Source organism: Sphingomonas sp. NFR15 (assembly GCF_900103265.1).
Lineage (GTDB): Bacteria > Pseudomonadota > Alphaproteobacteria > Sphingomonadales > Sphingomonadaceae > Sphingomonas > Sphingomonas pollutisoli.
Genome location: NZ_FMWX01000001.1, coordinates 772,581 through 790,693, shown reverse-complemented (window position 1 = coordinate 790,693; position 18,113 = coordinate 772,581). Strand labels below are relative to the sequence as shown.

14 protein-coding genes are annotated in these 18,113 nt (G+C 66.3%); 8 read left to right on the top strand and 6 right to left on the bottom strand.

What is annotated here, in order from left to right; translation table 11 throughout:
• The first annotated feature begins 63 nt into the window (after positions 1–63).
• From BLS81_RS03665 to BLS81_RS03655, 3 genes are read left to right on the top strand one after another with little or no spacing between them, the layout of a single operon-like run.
• Complete coding sequence (locus BLS81_RS03665; protein ID WP_093220826.1) at positions 64–390, top strand: hypothetical protein; 327 nt, start codon at positions 64–66, stop codon at positions 388–390.
• The gene (locus BLS81_RS03660; protein ID WP_176787014.1) at positions 354–1,190 is read left to right on the top strand and encodes a hypothetical protein; all 837 of its coding nucleotides are present in this window, start codon (positions 354–356) and stop codon (positions 1,188–1,190) included. Before BLS81_RS03665 ends, BLS81_RS03660 begins: the two co-directional genes overlap by 37 nt.
• A 22-nt stretch (positions 1,191–1,212) precedes the next feature.
• Positions 1,213–1,437 carry a hypothetical protein gene (locus BLS81_RS03655; protein ID WP_093220820.1) on the top strand — a complete coding sequence of 75 codons (225 nt, stop codon included), beginning with the start codon at positions 1,213–1,215 and terminating at the stop codon, positions 1,435–1,437.
• A gap of 136 nt (positions 1,438–1,573) precedes the next feature.
• Here the strand turns inward: BLS81_RS03655 and BLS81_RS03650 are convergent, their stop codons facing one another.
• The 5 genes from BLS81_RS03650 to BLS81_RS03630 form a co-directional block, all read right to left on the bottom strand.
• On the bottom strand, positions 1,574–2,818 hold the full coding sequence (locus BLS81_RS03650) for an MFS transporter (RefSeq protein ID WP_093220818.1): 1,245 nt from the start codon (positions 2,816–2,818) through the stop codon (positions 1,574–1,576).
• Entirely contained in the window at positions 2,815–3,483 is a 669-nt protein-coding gene (locus BLS81_RS03645) for an aspartate/glutamate racemase family protein (protein ID WP_093220815.1), read from the bottom strand. Before BLS81_RS03645 ends, BLS81_RS03650 begins: the two co-directional genes overlap by 4 nt.
• Before the next feature lie 11 nt (positions 3,484–3,494).
• Entirely contained in the window at positions 3,495–6,620 is a 3,126-nt protein-coding gene (locus BLS81_RS03640) for an alpha-L-rhamnosidase (RefSeq protein WP_176787013.1), read from the bottom strand.
• A 13-nt stretch (positions 6,621–6,633) separates the two neighbouring features.
• On the bottom strand, positions 6,634–7,614 hold the full coding sequence (locus BLS81_RS03635) for a sugar phosphate isomerase/epimerase family protein (protein WP_093220811.1): 981 nt from the start codon (positions 7,612–7,614) through the stop codon (positions 6,634–6,636).
• A gap of 62 nt (positions 7,615–7,676) precedes the next feature.
• Positions 7,677–8,501 (bottom strand): DeoR/GlpR family DNA-binding transcription regulator, encoded by an 825-nt coding sequence (locus BLS81_RS03630; protein WP_093220809.1) that lies wholly within the window; start codon positions 8,499–8,501, stop codon positions 7,677–7,679.
• 235 nt (positions 8,502–8,736) lie between these two features.
• On the opposite strand from BLS81_RS03630, the gene BLS81_RS03625 reads away from it, so the two are divergent.
• The 5 genes from BLS81_RS03625 to BLS81_RS03605 all read left to right on the top strand — a co-directional run bounded on the left by BLS81_RS03625 (position 8,737) and on the right by BLS81_RS03605 (position 16,498).
• A complete protein-coding gene (locus BLS81_RS03625; RefSeq protein ID WP_093220807.1) occupies positions 8,737–9,606 on the top strand; it encodes a transketolase in 870 nt (289 codons plus the stop codon).
• Entirely contained in the window at positions 9,603–10,562 is a 960-nt protein-coding gene (locus BLS81_RS03620; protein WP_093220805.1) for a transketolase family protein, read from the top strand. Before BLS81_RS03625 ends, BLS81_RS03620 begins: the two co-directional genes overlap by 4 nt.
• Positions 10,559–12,115, top strand: a complete 1,557-nt coding sequence (locus tag BLS81_RS03615) for an FGGY-family carbohydrate kinase (RefSeq protein ID WP_093220802.1) — start codon at positions 10,559–10,561, stop codon at positions 12,113–12,115. Before BLS81_RS03620 ends, BLS81_RS03615 begins: the two co-directional genes overlap by 4 nt.
• Positions 12,116–12,204: 89 nt before the next feature.
• The gene (locus BLS81_RS03610; protein ID WP_176787012.1) at positions 12,205–15,225 is read left to right on the top strand and encodes a TonB-dependent receptor plug domain-containing protein; all 3,021 of its coding nucleotides are present in this window, start codon (positions 12,205–12,207) and stop codon (positions 15,223–15,225) included.
• Positions 15,226–15,505: 280 nt separating this feature from the next.
• Positions 15,506–16,498: a hypothetical protein gene (locus tag BLS81_RS03605; RefSeq protein WP_143023292.1), complete on the top strand. Its 993-nt coding sequence runs from the start codon at positions 15,506–15,508 to the stop codon at positions 16,496–16,498.
• A gap of 242 nt (positions 16,499–16,740) precedes the next feature.
• On the opposite strand, the gene BLS81_RS03600 is transcribed toward BLS81_RS03605, so the two are convergent.
• Positions 16,741–18,009, bottom strand: a complete 1,269-nt coding sequence (locus BLS81_RS03600) for an MFS transporter (RefSeq protein WP_093220794.1) — start codon at positions 18,007–18,009, stop codon at positions 16,741–16,743.
• Between the last annotated feature and the right edge of the window lie 104 nt (positions 18,010–18,113).

Sequence of the window (18,113 nt, the reverse complement as noted above, 5' to 3'; positions counted from 1 at the left end):
TTGGTCAGTGTGTTACTCTTGATGTGCGACTCGGGGGGATCGGTTCTGCGGGGTGTCATCTGCGTGGCGTTGGCGCTCTGCGGCTGTACGAGCGTGCAGGTGGCCGATCGGGGTGAAAGCCGGGTGTACCTCGGCGTGGTGCGTGTGACGGTGCCGGATCGAGCCGGAGACCTTGTGGCGTATTCCGTGAAGACGGCGGGGGCGGGCTGGCATCGCGGCCCCTGGCTCGGTTGGCGTTCTGACACTTGGGTCGAAGCGGATCCGGCCAAATGTCAGCTTCTCGTCGTGATCCGGTCGGGCGTGGAGGCGCGCAACGCGGCGGAGGTGCTGCGGGCGCTGGAGGGGCGGAACGCATGCGTGGCGGATTATACCGGAAGTTTGCGGCACTGACGGCGGTCGCCCTCGCGGGCGGCTGCGTGCAATCGACGCGTCACAGCAACACCTTGCTGTTCGGGACCAACACGCATTTCGGCATTCGCGCGGGCACCAGCCCGACCAGCGTGCCCGAGGTCAACATCGGCTATTCGCGGCAGGAGGCGGTGGTCATGCCGCTCGTCGCCAACGTCGCGGACGACGGCCACACCCAGAAACCGTGCGATCTGACCACGCCGGTGACGGTCGTCGGCGGGTCCGGCTTTGCGGTCCATCCCTGCTCGCTCGTGGCGATGAAGGGCGAGGCGCAGGACAGCTATTCGGTGCTCGCCAGCTTCGGCGCGACCTTCGATGCCGGGGCGCGCGTGGACGGATCGAGCGGGAAGGGCGGTCTCGCGCAATATTTCGCGACCGGCATGGCGGCGCAGATCCTCGCCTACACCGGCGGGGCCTCGGTCGTCGCGGTGGGAGACGCCGCCAAGGAGGCCGCCAGGAAGGGGCCGCCCGAGCCTGCCACCCTCGCGGCGTTGTTCGGCGGCGAGACCGCTTTCACAAAGGGCGTGGCGATGCGCGACGCCTATTCCGCCTTCCGCGACGGGCTGCTCGCCAAGATCACGCTTACCGACCCGCGCCAGCTCGGCGCCAAGATGAAGGCGTTCGAGGCGGCGGCGGGCGCGACGAGCGTGGGTGTCGCCGACGATTGCACCGCGGTCGATCCGTGCCGGAAGGCCGTGACCGAGAACGATCCCTATCGACCGTTCTACACCGCGAGGAAGGCGGCGTTCGACGCCGCTTTCGCCGCCTGGACCATCCCCTGAACCCCTGCGCAGGAGCCATGTGATGTCCCGAACCGTCATACTCGCTTATGCCGACAAGGCCGCCGCCGACGCGATGGCCGTCAATTACGCCAACGACTATACCGTCATGGTGATCGGCCCGACCGACCAGGTCGTGCTCGCGCGCGAAAGCGAGGACGGCGTCGTGTGGCGAAGCGGTGCGGAGGCCGATTTCTACGTGATGATAGCCACCAAGGATCCGATCGCCGGCCCCAAGGCGCCGGGCTGACGCGCGCGGCATCGGGCCTGTCCTACACGCCCGAAACCTGCCACACTGCCGGTCGCGCGCCGCTCGAATGCCTCTCCCGCCGGCCCAAAAGCCACGCGCCCCGACCGCGCTCGCTCTGCGCGACGTTAGCCATCTTTCACGCCCCGCTATCGGCGCCGAGTCCCTTGGTACAGTCGATGAACGCGAAGATGCCCGCCGCGATCAGCACCATCGCCGCCACGCCCTGCAACGGCAGATCGTAATTCCCCGTCGCCGCGACGACATAGCCGAACGCGACCGAGCAGACGAAGCCGCCGATATTGCCCGCGGTGTTCATCACGCCGCTCGCCGTGCCGCCGCACCGCCCGCCGATCGCCATGCACATCGCCCACGCCGCCGGCAGCATCAGGTCCATCACCATGAACGCCGCCCCCGCAAGGACGATGATGGTGAATTTCCCCGCCGCCAGGCTCATCGCCACCAGCAGCGCAGCGGTGATCGTCAGGCACACCGCCGCGATCAGGCTGTACGCCCGCCGGATGCCGATCCGCTCGGCGAGCCGATCGCACAAGATGCCGCCCGCGAGGTTGCCAACGATGCCGAGCAGGAACGGGATCGATCCGTACACGCCCATCTCGCCGACGGTGAAGCCCGCGCCCTTCACCATCCAAGTCGGGAACCAACCGAAGAAGAACCAGCTCCCGAACGCATAGAAGCCATAGGCCGCCGCGATCAGCCAGAGCTGCGGCAACGCCAGCAGCCGCCGCCACGGCGTCCCCGAATGCGCCGCGCCGGCATCGCCGCCGATCTTGGCGACTTCCTCCGCGGTGATGCCGGGCTGCGCCTCGGGGCGGTCGTGGAACCAGCGCCACCACGCGATCGCCCAGACGAAGCCGAGCGCGCCGAGGATCGCGAACACCGCCCGCCAACCGAACATCGCGTTGGCCGGCACCAGCAGCAACGGTGCCAGCCCGCCGCCGAGCCGGCTCGCGGCCCAGATCACGCCTTGTCCGCGCGCCCGCTCCCGCGCCGGCAACCAGCGATAGAGCACGCCCGACATGTTCGGATACGCGCCGGCCGCGCCAAGCCCGAACAGGAAACGCGCGCTGGCGAGCTGCCAGAAGTTGCGGCACAAGGCGGTCGCCGCCGTGAACACCGACCACCAGACCGTGATCCGCGACAATTCCTTACGATAACCGTGCCGATCGCCGAGCGCGCCCGAGGGCACTTCGAACACCGCATAGGCGATTACATAGGCGCTCAGCACCCAGCCCCATTGCGCGGGGCTGATGTTCAGATCCTTCTGCATCGTCGGCCCCGTCACCGCGATCGCGAGCCGGTCGATGAAGGTGATGACCGATAGCGTCGCGAGGAAGCCCAGTACGATGCGCCGTTTCTTCACTGCGCGAGGCCCGCGAGCAGATCCCTCGCGCGCGCCATGCCGAGTTCGGGGCTGGAGAGCACCGGCGCCGGCAGCGCTCCCTCGGGCAAGGCCGCGACGACCCGCGCCATCGAGGCTTGCGCGAGGATGATGACGTCCATGCCCCGCATCGCGTCGGTCAGCGCCTCGCCGACGATGCGGTCGTGAGTCGCGCCGTCTCCTGCCATCACCGCCGCGAAGGCGCCATCGCAGACGTGCTCGACGATCTCGACCGTCCGGCCCTGCTCTTGCGCCACCAGCCGCACCAGATCGGCGGTCGGCGTGAGCGTGGTCGTCAGCGTCGCGACCACGCCGATCCGGCTACCCATCGCGACGGCCTTCTCCGCCATCGGCCGATCGACGCGCAGCACGGGCTGATCGTACAGCTCAGCCGCCATGTCCACCGCCGGGCCGATCGACGAACAGGTGACGAGCGCCGCGTCGCACCCGGCGTTGAACGCCGAGCCGACCAGACCGATCACCTGCCGCTTGGTCGCCTTCTGGAGATAGCCGGCGGCGATCGTATTCTTGATCGTGCTTTCATCGACGAAGTGCAGGATGCGCACGTCGGGCATGATCCGCGCCGCGATCTCATTGAAAATCGGCGCGAGCACCGGCGAATTGTGGATGAGGCCAAGCGTCGGCACGGAATATCCTCTCAGGCGGGAGTCGTGAAATGATGGTCACCCGAGCCGATCTCGAAGCGGATCATGCGATCGCCGCGAGTCAGCGCGCGGACCTCGGGATGGTTGACGAGCAAGTGGCCGCTCTCGCGCCACTCGCGGTCGGGCAGTTCGACCTCGGCAACGGTGTTGGCGGGGATCGTGAGCCGGAATCGTGCGAGGCCGCTCGCATCGCCGCCAGTTTCGGTGACGATCAGCCCCATGCACGATTCGTAGCGCGCCGACACCCGACCGATCCGCGGATACCACAAAGGCCGGGCCGCGATTCGCGTGAAGCCGGGCGCGGCGGGTGCGATGCCGGCGAGGCGGCGGTAGAAGAAGCCGATCACCGCGCCGAAGGCGTAATGGTTGTAGCTGTTCATCGACAGATCGCCGGTGTCGCCGTTCCAGCGCTCCCACATCGTCGTCGCGCCCTTGGACGCCATATAGCCCCAACTCGGATACCCCGTCTGAAGCAGCAGGCCGGCGACCTCATCGTGCAGCCCGGCGTCGGCGAGCACATCGAGGATGTACGGGGTACCGAGAAAGCCGGTGGAAAGCTTCATTCCGCGTACGCGGATGTCGTCCGCGAGGCGGCGTGCCGCCAATGGACGAAGATCTGGGGGCACGAGATCCATGTAGAGCGCGAGCACCTGGCTTGTCTGACTGCCGTTGCCGGCCGTACCATCCTCCGCGACGAATTCGGCTAGGAAGGCGGCGCCGATCCTCGCGCGCAACTCGCGATAGCGTCGAAACGCGGTGGTCCGTCCGGTCGCCTGGGCCATATCCGCCATCTGTCGCGCTACCCAGGCCCAGAAAGCGGTCGCGCACAGGATGCGCGGCGTGGTCTCGTCATCGGGCTTGATCGCATCGACCGAGAGCCAGTCACCGAGATCGAGTCCGCGGCCGTCGCGCCAGACGTGATCGGGATTGCGGTCGGCGACATACGCCATCCAGCGTTCCATCGCCTTCCAATTCTCGTCGATCACGGCGGTATCGCCATAACGCTGCCACAGCAGCCAGGGCAGCACGATGCCCGCCTCGCTCCATCCCGCGGTCACCACGTCGGGGAAGGATTGCGGTTGCGGCACCACGATCGGATAGGCGCCGTCGGGCCGCTGCGCCGCGCGCGCTTCTTGCAGAAAGCGGCGGATGAACGGATCGACTTCCATGTTGAACGCGGCCGCATCGAGGAAGACGAGGATGTCGCCCATCCAGCCCATCCGCTCGTCACGCTGCGGGCAATCCGTCGGTACCGCGAAGAAGTTCGAACGCTGGCTCCACAGCCCGTTGTTCCAGATCGTCTGAAGCAGCGGCGCATCGTGGAAGGTCATCGTGCCCGTCTCGCGGCAGGCGCTGTGAACGACGATGCCAAGTATGTCTTGGGCGGTCGGTACGCCGGGGAAGCCCTCGACTTCGACATAGCGGAAGCCGTGGTACGTGAAATGTGGTTCGAACACTTCGGCTCGGCCGGTTCCGGCCAGCGTGAAACGGTCGGTCGCTCTGGCGAGCCGCAGGTTCGATAGATCGGCCGTCCCGTCGGGGTAGAGCAATTCGGCGAACTTCGCGGTGATCGTCGTTCCGCTCGAACCCGTCGCGGTGATGCGGACCCAGCCAGAGGTGTTCTGACCGAAATCGAACACGTATCGGCCGGGCGCCGGTACATCTACGCGGACCGCCGTGCGCGTTCCGGTCCGTTCCAGTGCTGGTGCGATCTGCGCGATCAGCCGCGTGCCGGGCGCTTCGCCGATCTTGGCGGACTGCCAGCCCGAGGCGTCGAAGCCGGGCGTGTCCCAGCCCGGCGTTTCCAGCCGCGCGTCATACGTCTCGCCGTCGTAGATTTCGGACGTGACGATCGCCGATGGCGCGATCCGCCAGTCGGGGCCGGTCGTCATCCAATCACTGTCGCCATCGGCATAATCGAGCCGCAAGGCCGCGCGAAGCCGGCGCGGCGCAGGGCCGAAGCCGTAGCGTTCGATGCGCCAGCCGAACGCGCTGGCATACCAGCCATCGCCAACCAGTGCCGCCAGCACGTTCTCGCCCGGCACGATACGATCGGTGACATCATGGACTTGATAGAGCACGTGATCGCGCGCCACGCTGATCTCTGGCGCGAGGATCGCATCCGAGACGGGGGCGCCATTGATTCGCGCATTATAGGCGCCGAGCGCGGTGGCGTAGAGCCGCGCGCTTGTAACTGGCCGATCCACACTGAAGCGCGTTCGCACCTGCATCGCCGGCTCGGGCGGACGTGGATCATTGTGGACGTTTGCACCGCTTCGCTGGGCAGACGCCCAATCGGTGGCATCGAAAGCGGCTTCGATCCAGCCCTCGGGCGGCGAGGGCCTCACGCGCCAGCCGCCGCCACTGACGATCCGGTCCACGCTGCCGTCCGCGCGCCACAGCCGAATCAACGCCGCGAACGCGCCACCATCGACCGGGAAGAAGCCGGTGGTATCGGCCTCGACCAGAGCACAGATGCTGTTGCCGCCCGGCTTCACCTCGCCGCGATACACTCCGAGCGTGCCCCAGAACGGCAGTTCGGTAGTCCAGTCGAAGGGCCAATCGAGCGGCGCTGCGGTGCCGTTGATCCACACGCCGCGCAGATGGTCCTTGCCCGCAAGCAGAACCTCCGCGCGGACAAGGTCGGCCGGTGCGTCGAAGTCGAGCCGGAAGGCGTGTGGCCGATCGTCGAGTGCCGTTTCGCTCCACACCCATGCCAGGGCCGCCTTGCGGTCGGCGGCGGCGACGTCATCCTCGACCTCAATCCAGTCGCCGCGCCAGTCGTTGGGCGAGAGGAGCCCGGTCTCGAGCCATGTCGGCTCCGACCGTGACGTCGCGTCGTTCGTGCAGACCTCCACGTCCCACCAAATGCGTCGCATGGGCGCGAGCGTTGGGCCGTCCCATACGATGTCGACGCTCGCGGCGGAGTCGACGCCGCCGCTGTCCCACAGCAGATCGCCCGTCGCCAGAGCCTCTCGCGTGGCCGCCGCGCGGATACGGTAGCGCGTCTGCACGACCCCGGACACGGTCGCCTCGACGCGCCAGGACAAGCGAGGGCGCGCCGCTTCGATACCAAGCGGGCGTGTGATGTATTCGGTACGGAGATCGACGACGCGCATCAGACGTCCTGATTCAGTAGGAGGAGAACAGCGCCTCGCGCGCCAGTTTGAGCGCACCGACCGCATCCTGTCGGTCTTGTGCGGCCTGCATCGCCTCGAAATCGAGCGTGTCGAGCGCGCGCTCGATCGCCTTGAGGAAGCCGATCGCCGATTGTGCCGCTGCCACCGAATCTTCGCGGAACGGGAATTGGTCGAGCTGCCACACGCCCTCCCAGCGGTTCTTGCGCAGCGTGTAGAAGAATTCGAACAGCTCGATCGGGTGGACCGAACCCGCGATCATATCGTCGTCCCAGCCGCGCAGATTGTCGTTGACGTCCATGCCGAACAACCGGCCATGGTCGATCGCGAGCTGCGCCGCATCGGCCGGGCTTTCGCCGCCGTACAGCGAATGGCCGAAATCGAGCAGGATGCCGACGTTGGGCACGCCCATCTTCTCGATGCCGAGCAAGGTGCGCGCGACGCTGTCGTAGCTCATGTGGTTGCGTGGCTCGCGCGGCTTGTACTCGATCACGAACTTGAGATCGGGGTTCTGCGTGGCGAGTTCGGCGACGCCTTCGACGCTCATCCGCCACAGCTTGCGGTGATCGACCTGGAACGGATAATCCCAGCCGTCCTGGCCCGGCCACAGCTTCACATAATCGGCGCCGAAATGCCGCACGATATCGGCGGCGTCGTTGCACATCTCGTTGGCCAGGCGGCGGACGCCCGGATCGGGATTGGTGAACGCCCCCTTGGCGAACTGGCGCGTGTAGATTTCTGGGGTGATGCCAATCACCGACAGGTTGTTGCGCTCCAGCGCGGTGCCGATCGCCTCCAGCGAGGTCTCGCCGCCTGGGAAGGGATAATTGATATCGACCACCGACAGATCGCCGACCTGGCCTGCCAGATCGATCATCTCGATCAGCGAACGTGGCGCGCCATAGCCGTCGGTCGCATACCGATCGACATAGGTCGCGAAATGCCAGATGCCTGCGCCGTAGCGTTGATTGCTCACTCGTTCGTCCTCTTCCCAATGGTGCCGGAAAGCAGGACGCGCGAAGGCGCCGCTCCGGCGGATTATGCTATGATGACTTCGACGCCCGCCCGTTCGATCACCGCGCGATCGGCATCCCGGATGCCTTCGTCGGTGATGAGGATGTCCACCAGCTCGATCCCGCCAAGCGCGGAGAAGGAGCGCGCGCCGATCTTGCTCGAATCGGCAACGAGGATGGTCTTCTCCGCCGCGTCGATCATCGCGCGCTTCACCGCGATGTCGGACAGCGCAGGGTAGGTGAGGCCGGCGTCGAGATCGAAGCCGGCGGTGGCGAGGAACAGTTTCTGGACGAACATGCCGCGGAACGATTCGGCGGCGCGCTCGCCGCTCAGCGACAAGGTCGGGGCTTTGAATTGGCCGCCGCTGACATGCACTTCGAACCCCGGCTCCGCGCCCAGCATCAGCGCGATGTTGAGCGCATTGGTGATGACTGTCATGTCGCGGTGGCCGAGGATGTTTGCGGCGACTTCCGTCGTGGTCGACCCAGAATCGAGGATGATCGTCTCGCCGTCGCCGATCATCGCGGCGGCGCGGCGACCGATGCGGCGCTTGGCGTCCATATTGTCGAGATGCTGGAGCGCCATCGCACGGACCTGCTGGCGCACCGACTTGAGATAGGCGCCACCATGTTCGCGTACGATGTGACCATCGCTTTCCAGCTTTTCGAGATCCTGCCGAACGGTGACTTCCGAAACCGAAAAGGCGTGCGCCAGTTCGCGGACACGGGCGCTGCCCTGTTCGCGGAGCCATTCCAGGATCTTGTGGCGCCGGGTTTCGCCGAGCGCGCGCGATTGCGAGGCTGCGCTGTTGGGCTGGGTGCTGTCGAGCGGGGTGCGGGAGCGTTGCATTGCACGACTATCCGCGTGGTCGCGCTCGTATAGCAAGTCCGGACCGACCGTTTTTGACATCATCACTCCGAAGGACCGGCAACACCACGCCGGCCATGCCTTGCGACCTGTTAGCTTCTCGTTTCGGTTTCTGTCAAATAGTCTTCTGTAAACTTTTAAAACGTAAAAAATCGAAAGCAAACGGCTTGCGGTTGCGCGAGGGCTGCGGTATTCAGCAGCGCAGGAGAGGGGCACAATGGCATCATCGGAACAGCTTCGGCCAGTTGGCGGCATGGGTGCGGGCACGACGGAGGCGCGCGTGGCGCATGTCCGCGAACGCGCCAACTGGATGCGCCGGCGGCTTCTCGGCATGATCGTCGATGCTGGCCAGGGGCATCCCGGTGGCGACCTCTCGGCGACCGACATCGTTGCCAGCCTCTATTTCGATATTCTTCGGATCGACCCCAGCAACGCTTCCGCGCCGGAGCGTGATCGTTTCGTGATGAGCAAGGGCCATTGTACGGGCGCGCTCTATGCTGCTCTGGCCGGGGCGGGCTTCTTCGCGGAGGCGGAACTCGATACGTATCTGAAGCCGCTGTCGCGCCTGAACGGCCATCCCAACCGCACGTACCTGCCGGGCGTGGAGACCAACACCGGGCCGCTTGGCCACGGTTTTCCGGTCGGTGTCGGCATAGCGGTGGCGGGGCAGATCGACGGATCGGAATACCGCGTCTTCGTGCTGACCGGCGATGGGGAGTTGCAAGAAGGCAGCATGTGGGAGGCGGCGATGTTCGCCGGCCACCGTGGCCTTGGCAAACTCACCGTGATCGTCGATCGGAACCGCTTGCAGCAGGGCGCGGGCACCGAGGATACCAATCAGCTCGAACCGCTCGGCGACAAATGGCGGGCGTTCGGGTGGGATGTGGTCGAGGTCGATGGGCACGATCCCGCCGCGTTGCTCGCCGCGTTCGATGATACCGCTGCGCCGCGCGACAGGCCGCGCTGCATCATCGCCAATACGATCAAGGGCAAAGGCGTTAGCTTCATGGAAAATCAGGCGGGCTGGCACCACGGCGTTCCCAACGCCGCGCAATATGCGCAGGCGCTGGCGGAACTGTCGGCATGAGCGCTTCCAGCTCTGCGCCCGGCCTGTTCGACTGCCGCGACGCCTATGTCCGCGCGGTGCGCGAGCTTGCCGAAGCCGATCCGCGCATCGTTGCGGTGGTCAACGACTCGGTCGGGTCGTCCAAGCTCGGCGCCTTCCGCGAACGCTTCCCCGATCGGCTCATCAACGTCGGCATCGCTGAGCAGAATATGGTGGGAGTCGGCGCCGGCCTCGCCAACGGCGGCAAGATTCCGTTCGTCAGCGGCGCAGGATGCTTCCTCACCGCGCGCGCGATGGAGCAGATCAAGGTCGACTGCGCGTACAGCCAGGCCAATGTGAAGCTCTGCGGCATCTCGAGTGGCGTCGCCTATGGCGAACTCGGCGCGACCCATCACAGTATCGAGGATGTCGCCTGGTTGCGCGCGATCGACAAGCTGACGGTGATCGTTCCCGCCGATCCATGGCAGACCGCCGAGGCGATCAAGGCCGCGGCGGCGTTCGACGGCCCGGTATATATCAAGGTCAGCCGCATGCCGGTGCCCGAGCTTGCGCGGGCAGATTCGACGTTCGCGATCGGACGGGCCGAGACGCTGCGTGAGGGCGGCGACCTCGCGATCATCGCCAACGGGACGCTCGTACATCACGCGCTGGCCGCCGCCGACGCGCTCGCAGCCGAGGGGATCGCGGTGCGCGTCGTCAACATCGCGACGGTCGCACCGATTGACGAGGCCGCGCTCGCTGCCGCCGCTGCCACGGGCGCGATCGTCACCGCCGAGGAGGGGCTGTCGCGGGGTGGTCTCGGCGGCGCGGTCGCGGAATATTGCGCGCGGCACGCGCCCGTACCGATGCGGATGGTCGGCTTTCCCGGTTTCGCGCCGACCGGGTCCGCCCCGTGGCTGATGGAGCATTTCGGCCTCAACGCAGCCGGCATTGCCGGCGCGGCGCGCGAATTGCTGGACGCCAAGGCAGGCCGATGACCCGCCGCGCCATCCTCGCGATCGACCAGGGCACCACCAATACCAAGGCGCTGCTCGTCGCGCCCGATGGGCCGGTACTGCTCTCTCGGTCGCGCGCGATGCGCGTCACCTATCCGCGCGCAGGCTGGGCTGAACAATCCGCCTCCGAAATCTGGGAAGCGGTTGTTGCGCTGATCGGCGAGGTTCACGCCGCCGCGCCGGACACCGAGGTGGCAGCGCTCGCCATCTCGAACCAACGCGAGACGGTCGTGCTATGGGAGGCGGCAACCGGCCGTCCGCTCGCCCCCGCGATCGTCTGGCAATGCCAGCGCTCGGCGGAGCGGCTCGCCACGCTGCGCGGAGCGGGTGCCGAAGCGGCCATTGTCGCGCGCAGCGGCCTCGGCCTCGATCCGCTGTTTCCAGCAGCGAAGATCGCGTGGCTGCTCGATTCGGTCCCAGACGCCCGCGTAAGAGCCGCGCGCGGCGAAATCCGGTGCGGCACGATCGATACGTGGCTGCTGTGGAACCTCACCGGCGGCGCGGTGCATGCGACCGATTTCAGCAACGCCTCGCGTACGCACCTTTTCAATCTCGATACGCTCGGCTGGGATGATGAACTCGCGCGGCTGTTCGACGTCCCGCTTGCGATCCTGCCCGCTATCCGCCCGTCGGACAGCCACTTCGGCGATGTCGCCCCCGGCGCGACCGCGCTGCCGGCGGGAACGCCGATCCACGCCATGCTGGGCGACAGCCATGCCGCCCTGTTCGGCCACGGGGTCGATACGCCCGGGCTCGGCAAGGCGACCATCGGCACCGGCAGCTCGCTGATGGTGCGTACGGCGGGGCGCGTTCATTCGCGCCACGGGCTGTCGAGCACGATCGCCTGGCGCCGCGGCGGCGTGACTCAGCACGCGCTCGAAGGCAACATCTCGGTCTCAGGGCATGCCGCCGCTTTCACCACCGCGCTGCTCGGCCTTGCCGACGAAGCGGCGCTGACCGAACTCGCGTTGAGCGTCGAGACCAGCGATGGCGTGGTGTTCGTGCCAGCGCTTGGCGGGCTAGGTGCGCCGCACTGGTGTACCAGCGCGCGCGGTACCATCTCGGGCATGTCGCTCTCGACGCGGCCAGCGCATATCGCGCGGGCGACGCTCGAGGCGATAGCGCTTCAGATCGGCGACGTGCTCGATGCGATCGACGCCGATCTCGGCACCAGGCTACCCGAACTGCTTGTCGATGGCGGCGCGGCGCGAAACCCGTTGCTGATCCAACTGCTCGCCGATCTGCTCGACCGCCCGATCATCCGCCCGCGCGTGGCGGAGGCGAGTGCGCTCGGCGCGGCGCGCATGGCGGCCGGGGCCCTCGGGTGGAGCGAGCCGCCCACGCGGCGCGACGCCGACACGTTCGCGCCCGCGATGCCAGCCGAGCGGCGCGACGCCGTCCGCCAGCAGTGGCGCAACGCGGTGGCGCGCGCGGTTCATCCGATCACCGACATGGCCGGGGCGGCGCTTCGCTCCGACCGGTCCGAGGCGATGCCAGCATCGCACAGGGAAGGATCCGTTTCCGAAGCGCAATAACAATCAAAAAGGGGATGAGGGACATGAAAGGCACTATCAGACGAACCGGCCGGGGCGTGCGCAAAGGTGCATTTCTCGCGAGTGCAGGCATGGTGACGGCGCTCGCCGCCGGCGCCGGACACGCGCAGGACACCGCCGCACCGGCAAGCGCGCTCCCGTCGACGCAGCAGGCCACGACGCCTGCGGAAAGAGCCGCGATCGACACGGAGACTGCGGAGACGATCATCGTCACCGGTTCGCGCATCAAGAGCCCGACGCTGACCTCGCCGTCGCCGCTGCAGGCGGTCACGTCGGAGGATATCCAGCGCACCGGCAAGCTCGACATCCAGGAAGTGCTCCAGCAGAACCCCGCGTTCGGCGTGCCCGGGCAATCGCGCAACACCTCTAATTATGGTGCGCTCAGCGCCGGCACCTCGACGATCAACCTGCGCAGCCTCGGCGCGAATCGCACGCTCGTGCTGATCGACGGGCGCCGCGTGGTGGCGGGTGTGCCCGGCACCGCGCAGGTCGACCTGTCGATGATCCCGAGTTCGTTCATCGAGCGTGTCGATGTCCTGACCGGCGGTGCCTCGGCGGTGTACGGGTCGGATGCGGTCGCCGGGGTGGTCAACTTCATCTACAAGAAGAAGTTCGAAGGCGTGCTGCTCAACGCGCAGACCGGCATCTCGGAGAAGGGCGACGACGACCAATATTCGGTCGATCTGACGATCGGGCACAATTTCGACGACAATCGCGGCAACATCCTGTTGTTCGGTGGCTGGCAGAAACAGGGCGGGGTCTCCTCCGCCGCGCGCAGCCGCAGCGTCACCGACCAGACCAGCGTCGGCGCGGCGACGCGCAGCAATGCGCTGACCAATGCCAATCTGACCGCCGCGCAGAACCTGTTCGTAGCGCGCGCCAACAAGTCGAGCGTCGTCCCGGACAGCACGTTCAACGCCGGCACCGGCAACTACATTGTTGACTCGACCGGCGTCGTGCGCCCCTACAACGCCGCCACCGACGGTTTTGACCGCACGCCGTACGACCAGATCTCCGTGCCGCTCGAGAAGCGGCAATTCGCCGGGCGCGGCAATTACCAGATCTCGGATAGCATCAACGTCTATCTCGAAGGCACCTATGCGAACACCAAGTCGCGCGGGCTGCTCGAGCCCTCGCCGCTGGTGCCGACCGGATCGCTCGGGCTGTTCCGGCAGGGCAACGGGCGGTACAATATCGAGCAACTCGTCACCAACCCCAACAACCCGCTGCAATCGCAGGTGGTGCGCAATCCGCTGGTGCCGGCGGGGCTGTACAACGTCGCGACCGACACCAACGGGGATGGCTTTCGCGATGTCGCGGTGTCGCGGCGGCTCACCGAGTTCGGCCAGCGCTTCGCGATCTTCGATCGGACCAACCTGCGCTTCGTCGGCGGGCTGAACGGCACGCTGGGCAGCAATTGGGACTGGGACGTCTCGTACAACTGGGGCCAGACCCGCGTCTCCAGCCAGTTGACCGGGCTCATCAACCAGGACCGCGCGGTCCAGGCGCTCAACGTCATCCAGGACGTGTATGACGTCAACGGCAACGGCAACACCAGCGAGGCGATCTGCGCCAGCGCCGAGGCGCGCGCGCAGGGCTGCGTGCCGTGGAACGTCTATGGCGCGGGCAAGGCCTCACCGGCGTCGATCGCCTATCTCAACGCCACATCGACGCATGATGCGGTGCAGACGCTCGAAGTCGCCGCCGCCAACCTGTCTGGCTCGCTGTTCGAACTGCCCGCCGGCAAGGTGCAGGTCGCGGTCGGCGCGGAGTATCGCCGGGAGTCGAGCGAGGAGACGTTCGATCCGCTCTCGATCGCGGCGCGCAACGCCTATGTCCAGCAGACCAACACGTCGGGCAGCTTCAACGTCAAGGAATTGTACGGCGAAATCGTCGTACCGCTGATCCACAACACGCCGTTCTTCGACAATCTCACCGTGCGCGGTGCGGTGCGGATGTCGGATTACTCCACGGTCGGCACCTTTTACGCCTATAATGGCGGGGTCGAGTGGTCGCCGGTGCCCGATATCCGTTTCCGCGGCGTCTATGCCAAGGCGGTGCGCGCGCCCAATATCGGCGAGCTGTATGCGGCGCCGGCGGTGAGCATCTCGTCGGTCAACGATCCGTGCCAAGGTGTCACGCTCACCAGCACGGGCACCACCAGCACGGTCTGCCGCGCCAACGCGGGTGTTCTCGCGAATATCAACGCCAACGGCAGCTTCATCCTCAACCAATCGGACCTTCAGGGCGTCGGCGGGCTCAACGTCAGCAACCCGAACATCCGCGAGGAGAAAGCGACGACCTATACGCTCGGCGCGGTGATCAATCCGGTCTCGATCCACGCGTTGCGCAACGTCACGCTGACGCTCGATTATTACAACATCAAGCTCGACGGAGCGATCGCGCGGACCAGCCGCGATTACATCCTCCAGCAATGCTACCAGAACAACGATCCGACGTTCTGCTCGCTGGTATCACGCCGCGCGATCGGCTCCGGCCCGTATAGCGCAGGGTCGATCCAGCAGGTAGATTCGGCGCTGGTCAACAGCGGCGGGCTGCTGACGCAGGGCCTCGATACGACCTTCTCATATCGGCAGAACATGGCCGATTGGGGCCTTGGCAATGCTGCGGCGACCTTCTCGGTCAGCTATACGCATCTGTTCAAGCAAGGCGGCACGCCGCTGACGGGCGCGGCCTATGATACCACGCTTGGCGAGATCAACACGCCGCAGGATCGGGGCGCCTTCTCGCTCAGCTATGACAGCGACGCGGTCGGCGTGACGTTCAACGGCCAGTATATCGGCGCGTCGTACCTCGACGATCAGTACCGGATGCTGTTCAAGCTCGCCGACGGATCGCTGCCCGACAAGAAGTATTTCCGGGTCGGCGCGGCCTTCTATCTGGATACGCAGGTGCGCTTCCATGTGAAGAAGCAATTCGAGTTTTACGTCGGCGTCAACAACCTGCTCGACACCCAGCCGCCGCGGGTCATCACCGGCCTGCCCGGCAGCGTGACCGGCACCGAGACGGCGGCTGGCACCTATGATCCGATCGGCCGACGCTTCTACAGCGGTGTGCGGCTGAAGTTCTGAGCGGCCGTTCGGTCTGACCTCACGGGCGGCGCGAGCGATCGCGCCGCCCTTTTTTCGTCCGCGCGGGAGATCGAAACATGGTTAACGTTGCCTACCCGAGCCACGGTCTGTGGGCGTGTGACTTTTGCGTCCATCGGCGGGCGGCAGGCGCTCCGCGCGGCAGCGAACGAGCCGTCGATATTGGCGCCGACAGTGTCAAAGAGCGAGACCGGAAATATGGCGGAGACCGCGTGTAGGACAGGGGCGGCATCGCTGGTTGAAGGCCGGAGGCGGGCGATCGTTGCCGGGCAGCTTTTCGGCCACTGCGGAAGGGCAGGTATGGATCTGCAACAGGGGGATAGCTGCACGCGCCGCCAGCGCCTTTGCCGGCCATTCTTGCAGAGTTCATCCGGCACGGACTAAGCAGGCGACGACGGACTATACGGACGAGACGATGACATTGCGTGCGATCCTTGGCCGGGGCGTGCTGGCCGGATGGGTTCTGGGCGTGGCCGGCTGCGCCACGCCGCCCGTGAAGCCACCGCCGGTTGTCGCAACGGTGCCGCCGCCACCCCCGCAGATGCCGCCGGGTGGCTATATCGGCATGAAGATTCCACACAAACTTGCGAACGGCACCTACGTCACGCCCAACATCGACAATACCGATCAGGCCGCAGTGTGGCATCTGCGCAATGCGCTGAATGTCGCCGCTCTCGGTTGCGATCAGGCGGGCGGCGGAATCGTCGAGCCTTATAATGCTTGGCTCACGACACATGCCGCCGTGCTCGACCATTACTTTCAGGCCTATCGTCACGAATGGCAGTCCACCGGCTGGTGGGACTGGGAGCGGGTTTACGACAACAACCAGACGCGGATCTACAATTTCTACAGCCAGCCGACGATGCGGGCGGCCTTTTGCGCGGTGGCGCGCCGGGAGATCGCGCAGGTCGGTCAGGTTGCGGATACCGATCTGCCAGCCTTCGCCCGGAAGGCTCTGGTGCGGCTCGACAAGCCGTTCGTCGATTTCTACGCGGCTTTCAATGCCTGGCGCGACTATTATGAGCCGGCGCCGCCACCGGTTGTAAGAACCATCGATACGCCCATTGCTGTCGCAACGCCGGCCCCGGTCGTGACGCTCGACGGCGCTCCCCCGGTTACGCTCGGCACCCTGTCGCTTTCGACTCCCCCGCCTGCAGATACACCGATCGCGATTGCCACCCCGTCACCTCCGGTGACCGGCTCCGGTAGCGCGCCGGTCGCCGGTGTCGTCGCGCCGGCGGCAACGGCCCCCTAAAGCAGATCGCACTTCAGCGAAGGCCACACCGCGGTCCCGCTGAACCGCCCCAGCGGCGTGCGGTGCCTGGGTTGTGAGGTAGCCGGACAGATCCATGTCGTCCGCGACGCCAAATGGGCAATACTGTCGAAACGGAATGACGGTGGCGCCGACCCCGTAGCCGACATTCAAGATGGCACGGGCATTCTCCCGAACCGGTCGCGGGTTCAGGTTATGTGGAACGGCCGGAACCGGGGCGCGGCTCAGCGCAGCCGCGCTTCGAGTTCGTCGAGTGTCTTGCCTTCGTTGCGTGGTGCCCAGATCATCCCGACCGCGCCGCTGATGACGAGGAAGCCGGTCAAGATCCACGCGAGCGTGTGGAAGCCGGTCGCGGTCAGCACGGGCACGAAGAACGACCAGAAGCCCAGCGAAATCCGCACCACCGCGAACATCACGCCCTGCGCGGTGCTGCGCAGTAGCGTCGGGAACAGTTCGGAACTCCAGAGCTGGAAGAAGGATTGCGCGCCGAAGCCCTGGCCGATCGCCATCATCAGCACGTGGATGATCGCGACCGGCAGCGTCAGCGGGAAGATCGCGAGGAGCGCCATGCCGACGATCTGGATGATCGCGGAGGCGGCGAACAGCTTGCGCTGGTTCACCTTGTCGGCCAGCGGCATGAAGATGAACGCGATCGAGAGCATGCCGGCGGTGAAGCTCAGCATCTGGATCATCACCGATGTCGCCTGGGTCTGCGCGCCGACGGTGCGCAGGATATAGGGGAAGAAGAACCCGTTGGTGCCCGCCCACAGGTTCCAGAACAGATACATGCCGGTGAGGAACGCCATGCCGCCGATGTAGCGCGGCTTGAGCAGATCGCGCAGGCCGGTGCGCTGCGCCGCGGTAACCGACTTTTCGGCGGCCTGCGCCTCCAGCCAATGCGACGATTCGTGCATGCTCGACCGCAGGAACGTCAGCGCCACCGCGAGAATGGCGAGATGCGCGAACACCAGCCGCGCGCCGAGCAGGCCGAGCGGGGCGACGAGCAGGAACAGCCCGAGGACCACGACCGGGCCGAGATACCATAGCACCTGTGCGACGCCGCTGTGCTTGCCGCGTTCGCGCTCGGGCGCGATCTCGGCGATCAGCGACCAGGACGCGGGGATGTCCGCGCCGACGGCGAGGCCGACCAGGAAGAAGCCGAGCACGATCATCCACGGGCTCACCGCGAACACCAGCCAGCACATGCCGAATGCGTAGAACAGCATGTCATATTGGTAGATCTTCTTGCGGCCGAAGGTGTCGCAGAGCCGACCGCCGATCATCGCACCAAGCCCCGCCGAGATCGCGTTGGGGCCGAGCGCCCCGATCACGCCGACGAAGCTCGCGCTCAGTTTGTACGCCTCCATCCACAGCGCCAGCGCGACCCCGCCCGCGACGATCGATCCGGCATCGATGTAATTGGCGAGCCCGGCGAGAATCGTGTTCTTCCAGTCGGTGCGTGTCGAACCGGGCTGGGTGGCGCTGTGCGGCAAAACATTCTCTCCCGATGCGTGACGCACGATCCTGACTCTTGGGCGGCAGGCGCTTGTGCTAGGCCGGCACCGTATCGCCGCGCTCCGGATGGAGCAAGAACTTT